The sequence below is a fragment of the Phenylobacterium aquaticum genome (assembly GCF_947378715.1).
Classification (GTDB): domain Bacteria; phylum Pseudomonadota; class Alphaproteobacteria; order Caulobacterales; family Caulobacteraceae; genus Phenylobacterium; species Phenylobacterium aquaticum_A.
Window position 1 is genome coordinate 1 of the sequence record NZ_CANCLE010000134.1, and the last position, 11,353, is coordinate 11,353.

An 11,353-nucleotide genomic window follows, 5' to 3' on the forward strand; every position below is an offset into this window, starting at 1 on the left:
CTGGCCGGGCCGGTCCTGGCCGACGCCCTGGTCTTGGCCGAGCGCCGCTGCGCCGCGACCCAGGAACGGCTGACCACGCCGCGGCGGCGGGTTCTGGAGCTGCTGCTCGAAGCCGACGGCCCCATGAAGGCCTATGACCTGATCGCCGCCTTCGGGGCGCACGGCGAGCCGGCCAAGCCGCCGACCGTCTATCGGGCCCTGGAATTCCTGGAGCGCCTGGGCTTCGCCCACCGGATCGAGAGCCTCAACGCCTATGTCCCCTGCCGCATGGACGGCCAGGGCCACCGCGCGGCGTTCGTGATCTGCGAGTGCTGCGGCGCGGCCGAGGAGTTCGAGCCGGACTTCGCGACCCAGCTGGCCGCCGCCGCCCCGTCCGGCTACGCGGTGCGCAGCGTCACCCTGGAAGCTCGCGGCCTCTGCCCTGCCTGTCAGGCCGGCTGAGCGGGCCGGCGCCTGCGCTCCATGATCGAGATCACCCCCGCCATAGCGCTCGACGAGAGCGAGATCGTCGAGCGGTTCATCCGCGCGGCGGGACCTGGCGGCCAGAACGTCAACAAGGTCTCGACCGCCGTGGAGCTGCGCTTCGACGTCCGCCGCTCGCGCGCCCTGCCCAATGACGTGGCGATCCGGCTGATGAAGCTGGCGGGCCGCCGCCTGACCCAGGAGGGGGTGCTGGTGCTGGTGGCCATGACCCATCGCACCCAGGAGCGGAACCGGGCCGACGCCCTCGACCGGCTCGTCGAGCTGATCCGCAAGGCCGCCGAACCGCCGCCGCCGCCGCGCAAGAAGACCAAGCCGACGCTCGCCTCCAAGACCCGCAGGCTGGACACCAAGGTCCGCCGGGGCGGGATCAAGGCCGCCCGGGGCCGGGTGCGGGGCGACGACTGAACCCCAGGCTGGGGCGGGGTTTGCCGTGCAACCTCAACGAAGACCTTGGCGCGCGGGCGTCCCTCGCCCTATGGTGACGCATGACCTCCGCCGCCCGCATCCTCCTCGCCTCGGCCGCCGCGCTCTCCCTGGCGGCCTGTGAGACGGCCACGCCGCCGCCGCCCGCGCCGCCGGAAGCCGTCGGCGGGCCGCCGTCCTCGGCAGTGTTCCGACCGGGTGACTTCTCTTGGTCGGCCGTGCCGGGCAAGGGCCAGATCGTCGGCCACCTGTCCTTCCACACGCCGCGCACCGCCTATACCTGCGCCGGAGCCGGTGTGATCCTGACGCCGGAGACCCTCTGGACCCGGCGGCGGATCACCATTCTGTACAATTCGCCCATCCTCTCGGCCTTGCCGGCCGACGAGGTGCGCGCCCGCACGCCCAGCGCGCCCAGCGGCGACTATTCGGCCTTCGTGCGGCGGACGACCTGCGACGCCAACAATCACTTCAGCTTCCAGGGCCTGGCCAACGGCGCCTGGTTCGTAATCACCGTCGCCAAGCCGATCGTCGGCTCCGACCCGGACATGGCGATCATGCGCCGCGTGGAAATCCGCGCCGGCAAGCCGGTCAACGTCGAACTGTAGGCTCCCCGATCCTCCCCCCGTGAGCGGGCGGGGCGATCGCATAGGGCTACAGCGCAGTTGCTCCCCCAAAAAAAGGGGAGCAACCAGGCCGAGCCAGGTCCCCGCGCGGCTTCATATCCAAGCCTCCCCATTTCCATGGGAGAGGAGAGGATCTCAGTGCACCTTCGCCTTGCCGATGCGCAGGCCCTCGGCGTCGGCGCCGACCTCGATGACCGAACCGTCGGCCAGGTCGCCGCTCAGCAGCTGGCGGGCGATGGGGTCGACCAGCTCCTTCTGGATCACCCGCTTCAGCGGCCGGGCGCCATAGACCGGATCATAGCCGCGCTCGGCCAGCCAATGCAGGGCGGCGGCGTCCAGCGCGATCGACATGCGTCGATCGGCCAGCAGCTTCTCGACCCGCTTCAGCTGGATGGTGACGATATTGCCCATCTCTGAGCGGCCCAGCCGCTTGAACAGGATGATCTCGTCCACCCGGTTCAGGAACTCGGGCCGGAAGTGGCGGCGGACCACGTCCATGACCTGGGGCCGGACCTCCTCGACATCGTCGCCCTCGCCCTGGCTGGCCAGATATTCGGAGCCGAGGTTGGAGGTCATGATCAGCAGCGTGTTGCGGAAGTCGACCGTGCGGCCCTGGCCGTCGGTCAGGCGACCGTCGTCCAGCACCTGCAGCAGCACATTGAACACATCGGGGTGGGCCTTCTCGACCTCGTCGAACAGCACGACCTGATAGGGCCGGCGGCGGACGGCTTCGGTCAAAGCCCCGCCCTCGTCATAGCCGACATAGCCGGGAGGGGCCCCGATCATGCGGCTGACCGAGTGCTTCTCCATGTATTCGCTCATGTCGAGGCGGGTGATCGCCGCCTCATCGTCGAACATGAATTCGGCGAGCGCCTTGGTCAGTTCGGTCTTGCCGACCCCGGTCGGGCCCAGGAACAGGAACGAGCCGATCGGCCGGTGGGGATCCTGTAGGCCTGCGCGGGCCCGGCGAACGGCGTCGGCGACGGCGACCAGGGCCTCTTCCTGTCCGACCACGCGGCCGCGCAGGGCGTCCTCCATGGCCAGCAGCTTTTCGCGCTCGCCCTCCAGCATCTTGTCGACCGGAATGCCGGTCCAGCGGGAGACCACCTGGGCGATCTGCTCGGCGTCGACCACCTCGGGACTGACCGAGTCCTGCGAGGCCTTGGCCTCCTCATCGGCCAGGCGGCGTTCCAGCTGCGGAATCTGGCCATAGGCGATCTCGGAGGCCCGCTGCAGGTCGCCCTGGCGCTGGACCGTGACCAGTTCGGCGCGCAGCCGGTCGAGGGCCTCGCGGGTCTGGGCCGCCGAGGAGACCTTTTCCTTCTCCGCCTTCCAGCGGCCGGTCATGTCCTCGGACTGGGCCTCGAGGTCGATCAGCTCGTCCTCGAGCTTTTCCAGGCGCTGCTTGGAGGCGGCGTCGCTTTCCTTGGTCAGGGCCTCGCGCTCGATCTTCAGCTGCACGATGCGCCGGTCGATCTCGTCCAGCACCTCGGGCTTGGAATCGACAGCCATGCGCACCCGGCTGCCGGCTTCGTCGATCAGGTCGATGGCCTTGTCCGGCAGGAAGCGGTCGGCGATGTAGCGGTTGGACAGGGTCGCGGCGGCGACGATGGCGCTGTCGGAAATGCGGACCCCGTGGTGGACCTCGTACTTCTCCTTGAGGCCGCGCAGGATCGAGACCGTGTCCTCGACCGTGGGCTCGCTGACGAACACCGGCTGGAAGCGACGGGCGAGCGCCGCGTCCTTCTCGACGTGCTTGCGGTATTCATCCAGCGTGGTGGCGCCGACGCAGTGCAGTTCGCCCCGCGCCAGGGCGGGCTTCAGCAGGTTCGAGGCGTCCATGGCCCCGTCCGACTTGCCGGCGCCCACCAGGGTGTGCATCTCGTCGATGAACAGGATGATGGAGCCCTCGGCCTGGGTCACCTCGTTCAGCACCGCCTTCAGCCGCTCCTCGAACTCGCCGCGATATTTCGCGCCGGCGATCAGGGAGCCCATGTCGAGGGAGTGCAGCTGCTTGTCCTTCAGGCCCTCCGGCACGTCGCCATTGACGATGCGCAGGGCCAGCCCCTCGACGATGGCGGTCTTGCCGACCCCGGGTTCGCCGATCAGGACCGGATTGTTCTTGGTGCGCCGGCTCAGCACCTGGATGGTGCGGCGGATCTCCTCGTCGCGGCCGATGACCGGGTCGAGCTTGCCGTCGCGGGCCGCCTGGGTCAGGTCGCGGGCATAGCGCTTGAGGGCGTCATAGCCTTCCTCGGCCGAGGCGCTATCGGCGGTCTTGCCCTTGCGCAGGGACTTGGCCGCCTCCTCCAGGGCCGCGGCGTTGGCGCCGGCGTCCTTCAGGGCCCTGGCCACGTCGCCGCCCTCCTTGGCGATGGCGATCAGCAGGCGTTCGGTGGTGACGAAGGCGTCGCCCGCAGTCTTGGCCCCGGCCTCGGCCTCGGCGAAGATCCGCGCGGTCTCGGGCGCCATATAGAGCTGGCCTGAGCCGCCCTCGACCTTGGGCCGCTTGGCCAGCAGCGCCTCGGCGCTCTGATCGGCGGCGTCGGGCCGGCCGCCAGCGCTCTGGATGAGGGCGCGGGACAGCCCGTCCTTTTCCTCGAGCAGCACCTTCAGCAGGTGCTCGGGCGCGAGCTGCTGGTGACGGCGGGCGAGCGCCAGGCTCTGGGCCGATTGGACCGCCTGTTTGGCGCGGTCGGAATAGAGATCGATGTTCATGCAGTCCCCTCATGAGGCGGAATTTCGAGGGTCGCCTTGATCAAGCACAACTCTCGCTGACCGGATGTAGTGTGGCAGATCAGCCACACAAGTCGGAACGGGTGGAACGGCGCGAAAAGAGCTCAGCCGATATTGCGCACCACGTCGGCCAACAGGTGGGGGTCGATGGGCTTGCTCAACACCGGGGCGGCGCTGAACCGCTCCGGCACGCCATCGCGGCCATAGCCGGTGACCCAGATGAAGGGGGTGCGCCTTTGGCCCAAAATGGTCGCCGCCTGGAACGAGGTCTGGCCCCGGCCCAGATTCACGTCGAGCAGGGCGAAATCCACGTCGCAGGTCAGGGCCATGTCGGCCGCCTCGCGGGCGGTGCTGGCGACCAGGACCACCTCGCAGCCGATCTCGGCCAGCAGGTCCTGGATCAGCATGGCCACCATGGCCTCGTCCTCGACCACCAGCACGCGTCGGATCGGGCCCTGGGTCATGAGGCGGCCACACCGGCGCCGAGCTCGGCGTGGATCACGCAGACCAGCCCCTCGGGCTCAAAACTGAGATCGACGCGGCCGCCGAGATCGGCGGCCAGGGCCTCGATCATCCGCAGGCCGAAGCCCCGGCGGGTCGGGGGCTCCACGGCCGGGCCACCCTGCTCGCGCCAGGTCAGGACCAGTCCGGTCGCCGGGGACGCCTCCCAGCTGATATTGACCCCTCCGGCGACGCTGAGCGCCCCGAACTTGGCGGCGTTGGTCATCAGTTCATGCAGGGCCAGGGCCAGGGCGACGGCCGGCTTGGGCGCCAGGCGGATGTCCGGCCCGGAGACGGTGGCGGCCCGACGCACCCCATGGGTCTCCAAGGCCGCGGCGACCAGTTCGGCCACCTGGGCGCCTTCCCAGCTTTCCCGGGTCAGGATGTCGTGGGCGGCGGCCAGGGCGACCAGGCGCTTGATCAGGTCCTTCTGAGCCGTCTGTGGCGACTCGGCGTCGCGCAGGGTCTGGGACACGATGGCCTGGACGGTGGCCAGCGTGTTCTTCACCCGATGGTTCAGCTCGTTGACCATCAGCCGCTGCAGATCGCGGACCCGGACATCATCGGTGACGTCGCGCATGACGCCGGTGAAGAACCGTTCCCCGTCGCGGCGCCATTCGGCCATGGAGAGTTCGAGGGTGAAGGTCGAGCCGTTCTTGCGCTGACCGGCCATGGCCTGGCCCGCCCCCAGGATCCGCCGCACCCCGGCGGCCTGATCCTCCTGCGGCCCGCGCACCTGGGCGTCACGATAGGGCGGCGCCATCAGGTCGCGCAGATTGCGCCCCGCCATCTCCTCGCCGCCATAGCCGAACAGGCGCTCCGCCGCCGGATTGAACGTGCGGATCGCGCCGGCCTCGTCAAAGACCACGATGGCCTCGACGGCGGTGTCGAAGATGATGCGATAGTGGGCGTCGTCCTCCTGCGGGGCCCCGCGAAGGATGGTGAGATCGCCGTCGACCTCTGACGCCGCCATGGAGTCTCGCCCCCAGCGCGAAAACCAATCTGGGATCGACTGAATCCGAAGTGGAGGCGGGAGTAAAGGGAGACGCCCCGCAAGGTGGCGTTTGATCAGAAGAATCCCGCTCTGGTTGGATGAACCGTGGTCGGGCGCTAGCGGGGGGTCGCCTTGAGCAGCGCGGCCGTCACCAGGGCGATCGGCACGCCGACCAGCAGGCTGTGGGCGAAGAGCTGATTCGCCGTCTGAAGGGCGTCGAGCCGGCCGAAGGCGGCGGGCCAGCGGAGCGGCACCACCACCCAGGTCATCACCCCATAGAGCGCCAGGCCATAGAGCCCGCCCCAGAGGATCGGCTGGCGCCGCAGGGGCTCCAGCCGCTCGGCCGCCAGGACGAAGACGGTGACCATCACCGCCATGATCGCGAAGTGGATCGCCAGGCCCAGGGCGGCGGTTCCGAGCCCCCCCTCCAGGGCCGGCTTGCCGAGGATCGCGCTGGCGATGGTCTGCAGCATGCGCACCGGCCCCCGTCCGGTCAGCAGGGAGGTGACCACCGCATCGGTGATGTCGAGGGTCCCGGCCAGCAGGGTCGCGATGAGAATGGCGCGGCCCAGGCCCGAACCGGCTTGGGGAAGTGAGGCGGCGAGGGTCATGTCGAAGCTCCAGGCGAGCTTCAAGCTAGGCGCCGCGCGCGCCGCCCGTCGCGCACGATCCGACGGCCGAAACGGTGGCGGCAGACCGTGGTGTTTGACTCCCCGGCCGCCTGGGGGCTCCCTGAACATCCTGAAGCTTTTCATCGGACCTCGCGCGTGGCGGACGGCTCCTTTCCGAAACCCGACCAGCCCCTGGCGCACCGGCTGGCCCACCGCGCCTGGGACGGCTTCGAGGTCGCGCTCAATCGCACTGACGCCGGCAAGCACACGCCGACCATCAGCCCTCTGGTCCGCATGGCCCTGCATGTCGGCCCGGCCGTCCGCGCCGACTGCTGCGTCGACGATGTCAGCCGCAGCGGCTGGCAGAGCCCGGGCGACTATGACCTGGTCCCGCCCGGCGTTCAGGGCCAATGGGAAGACGCCACCGAGGCCCTGGTGATGAGCTTTCGCTTCTCGCCGGACCTGATGGCCCGCGCCGCCGAGGGTCTCGACGCCCGCCCTGGCGCCCTGACCCCGCAGATGCGGGCCCGCGATCCGCAGGTCGAGCTGATCGGCCAGGCCCTGAGGGCCGAGCTGGAGGCCGCCCATGCCGCGCCCCGCCTCTATGGCGAGAGCCTCGGCCTGGCGCTGGCCACCCGGCTTGCGGCCCGCGCCGCCCATCGCCCGCCGCCCCGGCTGAGCGCCCTGACGCCCCGCCAGCTGCGCGCCGTGACCGAGCGGATCGAGGCCCATCTGGACGAGGACCTCAGCCTCACCGAACTGGCCGCCACGGCCGGGGTCAGCGTCTCGCACTTCACGGTGATGTTCCGCCGCGCGGTCGGCCAGTCGGCCCACCGCTATCTGATGGAGCGCCGGGTGCTGCGGGCCCAGGCCCTGCTGGCCCGGGGCGGGCGCACGATCGCGCAGGCCGCCGGCGAGACCGGCTTCGCCCACCAGAGCCACCTGGCCCGCTGCATGCGCCGCATGCTGGGGGTGACCCCCGCGCAGCTGACCGGCTGACAGCCGCCTATTGGCGGGCCATCTCCGCCTCGCCGACTGCGTCGGCGTCCAGCGCCTGGTCCTCGTCCATGGTCACGACCACGGTCTTCAGGGCGCCGGTGAAGCTGAACGGCGCGGCATAGTCGGCGACCGGGCTGCCCCGGTCGCGGCCGATGTCCAGGCCCGACCAGGAGACGAAGGTCGCGAAGCCCAGATAGGTGTGAACCTGGCCGGCCGGCTGGCCATCCACCGTCAGGGTGAAGGTCCGCCCATCGCCCTGGCGCACGCCGACGCCGAGCCGGTGACGCCCCGGTGGGATCGGCGCTTCCGACCTCACCGTCGCCTTGGCCCCGCCGACATTGATCGTGTGGTGCAGATGGCCGCCCGCCAGATAGAGGCTGTAGCCACAGGTGGCGTCGCCATGGGCGATCAGCACCCCCTCGGCGCCGTCGGGCGGGATCAGGGCGTCGGCCTCGATGCGGTAGGAACGGCTCCTCACATCGGGCGCCATGTCGGTGGGCAGGTGGCCCATGCCCCTATGGAAGACGAAGCGCTTGCGCGGCCCGTGATAGCGGATGGCGTTCTCGGCGAAGCGCGGTCCGAAGCGGTCGTCCAGCGGCAGCACCTTGCAGCGCTCGGCCTCGGCCCACCACAGGTCGATCAGGGCCTGGAGCCGCGCCGGCTCGGCCTGGGCCAGGTCCTCCGTCTCCGAGAAGTCGGCGTCCAGGTGGTAGAGCTCCCACGGGTCGTTGTCGAAAGGCGTGCCCGGCGGGTGGAAGGCGACGGCTTTCCAGCCGTCCTTCCACAGGCCCCGATGGCCGAACATCTCGAAATACTGGGCGCGATCGCGCGCCGGGGCGGCGGGGTTCTTCAGGGAGGCGGCGAAGCTCACCCCCTCCATCGGCATCTGCGGCACGCCCCAGACCGAGGCCGGCGGCGCCAGGCCCAGCAGGTCGAGCACCGTGGGGGCGAAGTCGCTGGCGTGGGCGAACTGATGGCGCAGCTCGCCCTGGGCCGGCAGGCCGTTCTTCCAGGAAATCACCAGCGGGTCGCGGATGCCGCCGCCGTGGGTGTTCTGCTTGTAGCGGCGCAGCGGGGTGTTGGAGGCCATGGCCCAGCCGTGCGGGAAGTTGGAATGGGTGTCGGGCCCGCCGATGTCGTCGATCCGCGCCAGCTTCTCGGCCATGGGCTCGGCCTTCATGTTGTAGGGGCCCATGGCGTTGACCATGCCCAGCGGTCCGCCCTCCTGGCTGGCGCCATTGTCGGACAGAACCAGGATCAGGGTGTCGTCCTTGATCCCCGCCTGCTCCAGGAACCCGACCAACCGGGCCAGATGCTGGTCGGCATGGTCGAGCATGCCGGCGAAGGCGCTCTGCAGACGGGTGAACACCCGGCGCTCGTCCGCGGAATGGGCGTCCCAGCCCTTCACCCCGTCATTGCGGGCCGGCATGCGGGTGTCGGCGGGCGTGATCCCCATCGCCTTCTGGCGAGCGAGGCGCTGTTCGCGCTCGACGTCCCAGCCATGCTCGAACACGGGGTCATAGCTGCGGATGATCTCCTGCGGCGCCTGGTGCGGGGCGTGGCAGGCGCCGAAGGCCAGCCAGAGCAGCCAGGGGGTCTCCGGCGCGTCGGCGGTGTGGTCGGCGATATAGCGGATCGACTGGTCGACCAGGTCGGCGGTCAGGTGATAGCCGGCCTCATAACCCCCGTCCGGCGGATCGATCGGGGTGTTGTCGCGCACCAGCTCCGGCGCGTACTGGTCGGTCTCGGCGTCCATGAAGCCGTAGAACCGGTCGAAGCCGCGCCCCAGGGGCCAGCCGTCGAAGGGCCCGGTCGGGCCGGTCTCGGTGAGCGGCGTCGCATGCCACTTGCCGACCATGTAGCTGCGATAGCCGTGGGGTTTCAGCATCTCGGGCAGCGTGCCCGCCTCGCGGGCGATCTTGCCGCGATAGCCCGGATAGCCGCTATCGAAATTGGCCAGGCAGCCCATGCCCACCGAGTGGTGGTTGCGTCCGGTCAGCAGCGCCGCTCGGGTGGTCGAGCACATGGCCGTGGTGTGGAAGCCGGTATAGCGCAGGCCCTCGGCCGCCAGGGCGTCGATGGTCGGGGTGCGGATGGGCGAGCCGTAGCAGCCGAAGTCCGAGAACCCGACATCGTCGAACAGCACCACCAGGATGTTGGGCGCGCCCTTGGGCGGCTTGGGCGGGGCCGGCCAATGGGGCGTGGAGTCCGCCAGGGTGCGGCCGATCTTGGCTTGCGTCATCTCGCATCCTCCCGGCCCGCTCAGGCCTTATATTGGCACGTTTACTGTCATGATCCGGCGCGGACAAGCGGCCCGGCGCCTAGTTGGGGGGATTGTTCTTCTCAAGGAACGCGACCAGCGAGGTCAGCATCTGCTGGCGGGTTTCGCCGCGGGAGAGCCAATGGTCCTCGCCGGCCAGGGTGATCATCTGGACGTCCTTGCCGGCGGCGCGCAGGGCCCGCTCCATCGCCAGGCTCTGGGCCAGGGGCACGACCGTGTCGTCCTTGCCGTGGATCAGCAGGATCGGGATCCGGACCTGGTCGGCGTGAGCGGCCGGGGAAATGTCCTTGAGCACCGGATCCTTGCTGTCCTCGGCGCCCATGAAGCGGGTCCAGTAGCGGGTGGCCTCCAGGCGCCCGGAGCCCTTCAGGGTCGCCAACATGGCCGGCAGGTCGGCGGGGCCGGACACCGACACCGCGCAACGATAGACCTTGGGATCAAGGACCGCGCCAGCCAGGGCCGCATATCCCCCATAGCTGGCGCCAGCGATGCAGACCCTGGCCGGGTCTATGGTCCCCTCGGCGGCGAGGAACCGAACCCCATCGGACAGGTCGCTCTGCATCTTGCGGCCCCACTGGCCGTAGCCGGCTTCCATGAACGGTCGCCCGAAGCCGGCCGAGCCCCGGAAGTTCACGCGCAGCACGGCATATCCCCGCGACGCCAGGGCCTGGGACCACCAGTCGAACCCGGGGTCGTCCCGAACCGCCGGTCCGCCATGCGGCAGGACGACCAGGGGAAGTTTTCGGTCCGGCCGGCCATTGGGCAGGGTGAGATAGCCGGTGATCTCAAGCCCATCGGCGGCCTTGTACCGGATCGGGCGGACCGGCGAGACGTCCTGGGGCTTGAGATCATCATAGAGGAAGCCGATCGAATCCGCCCGGCCGGTCTTCAGGTCCACCAGGGCGTAGCTGGGGCCGTCATCAGGCGGATCGACCCGCACCACGATCCGGCTGCGGTCGGCCGACCAACTGACCAACTGCACGCGAGAGCCCTTGTAGGCGCGTCGGATCTTGCGCCATGCCTCGGCGTCGGCCGGCGCCAGGAGGGTGTAGACATCCTCGTCTCCCACCAGGTCCGCAAATCCGAGCAGCACCCCGCCGCCCGCCGCCTGGATCAATGATCCGGTCAGGTCCTGGCGCAGCGGCTCGCCCATCGTCGGGTTCGACGCCGACACCTCATGCAGGACGAGGGCGTCCTTCACCCGTTCGGAGATCAGGAACGAGTCCGGCGTCCGGCCCAGGCCCTGGAGGTTGGGATGATCCAACGGGGCGGTCCGGGTCATCAGGGGGCCCCAACCGCCGCTGGCCAGCCGATTTCGCAGGGTCCAGGCGCCCGTCTCCTGATTATATTCCGCCTCGGCCAGGGGCTCGCCATCGCCGCCGACCACCCAGTCCTTCGTGTACTTGAACCCGGTGCGGTAGATCTTCGAGGATCCGCTCTTGAGGTCGAGCTGGAACAGCGAATCGACGCCCTTGTTGTCGACGAAACTGACGCCTTCGACGATGACCACCGTCTTGCCCTTGATCTCCCGGACCATGGGCGTGCCGATGATGATGTTCAGGCTCTCATCGGCGCCCCGCATCAGCGGCCGGACCTTGCCCTGGGCGAGGTCGTAGTCCAGCAACTGGGCGTACTCGCCGCGCGGCGCCTCCACGCCGGAGATGTAGGCGGTGGTCGAGGTGGTGATCAGCAAGTGATCCGG

Annotated in this window: 10 protein-coding genes; 4 read left to right on the plus strand and 6 right to left on the minus strand. The window is 69.7% G+C overall.

Annotation, left to right across the window (positions count from 1 at the left end; genetic code table 11):
* The 3 genes from Q7P21_RS15605 to Q7P21_RS15615 all read left to right on the plus strand — a co-directional run.
* The coding region (locus tag Q7P21_RS15605; protein ID WP_304177791.1) for a Fur family transcriptional regulator at positions 1-441 on the plus strand (441 nt) is incomplete at its 5' end.
* 21 nt (positions 442-462) lie between these two features.
* Positions 463-888 carry an alternative ribosome rescue aminoacyl-tRNA hydrolase ArfB gene (arfB, locus tag Q7P21_RS15610; RefSeq protein ID WP_304171991.1) on the plus strand — a complete coding sequence of 142 codons (426 nt, stop codon included), beginning with the start codon at positions 463-465 and terminating at the stop codon, positions 886-888.
* Between the two features lie 80 nt (positions 889-968).
* Positions 969-1,511, plus strand: a complete 543-nt coding sequence (locus Q7P21_RS15615) for a hypothetical protein (protein ID WP_304171993.1) — start codon at positions 969-971, stop codon at positions 1,509-1,511.
* Positions 1,512-1,664: 153 nt separating this feature from the next.
* On the opposite strand, the gene clpB is transcribed toward Q7P21_RS15615, so the two are convergent.
* From clpB to Q7P21_RS15635, 4 genes are all read right to left on the minus strand, one after another.
* The gene (gene clpB, locus Q7P21_RS15620) at positions 1,665-4,247 is read right to left on the minus strand and encodes an ATP-dependent chaperone ClpB (protein WP_304177793.1); all 2,583 of its coding nucleotides are present in this window, start codon (positions 4,245-4,247) and stop codon (positions 1,665-1,667) included.
* 122 nt (positions 4,248-4,369) lie between these two features.
* A complete protein-coding gene (locus tag Q7P21_RS15625) occupies positions 4,370-4,729 on the minus strand; it encodes a response regulator (RefSeq protein WP_304170952.1) in 360 nt (119 codons plus the stop codon).
* Entirely contained in the window at positions 4,726-5,739 is a 1,014-nt protein-coding gene (locus tag Q7P21_RS15630) for an HWE histidine kinase domain-containing protein (protein ID WP_304177795.1), read from the minus strand. Before Q7P21_RS15630 ends, Q7P21_RS15625 begins: the two co-directional genes overlap by 4 nt.
* A 137-nt stretch (positions 5,740-5,876) precedes the next feature.
* A complete protein-coding gene (locus Q7P21_RS15635; protein ID WP_304177797.1) occupies positions 5,877-6,371 on the minus strand; it encodes a hypothetical protein in 495 nt (164 codons plus the stop codon).
* 156 nt (positions 6,372-6,527) lie between these two features.
* Between Q7P21_RS15635 and Q7P21_RS15640 the strand changes: the two genes are divergently transcribed.
* Positions 6,528-7,370 (plus strand): helix-turn-helix domain-containing protein, encoded by an 843-nt coding sequence (locus Q7P21_RS15640; protein WP_304177799.1) that lies wholly within the window; start codon positions 6,528-6,530, stop codon positions 7,368-7,370.
* A 7-nt stretch (positions 7,371-7,377) separates the two neighbouring features.
* On the opposite strand, the gene Q7P21_RS15645 is transcribed toward Q7P21_RS15640, so the two are convergent.
* Both Q7P21_RS15645 and Q7P21_RS15650 read right to left on the minus strand, forming a co-directional pair.
* Entirely contained in the window at positions 7,378-9,612 is a 2,235-nt protein-coding gene (locus tag Q7P21_RS15645) for a sulfatase-like hydrolase/transferase (protein ID WP_304177801.1), read from the minus strand.
* Positions 9,613-9,691: 79 nt separating this feature from the next.
* A partial coding sequence (locus Q7P21_RS15650; RefSeq protein ID WP_304177803.1) for a S9 family peptidase occupies positions 9,692-11,353 on the minus strand: 1,662 nt, incomplete at its 5' end.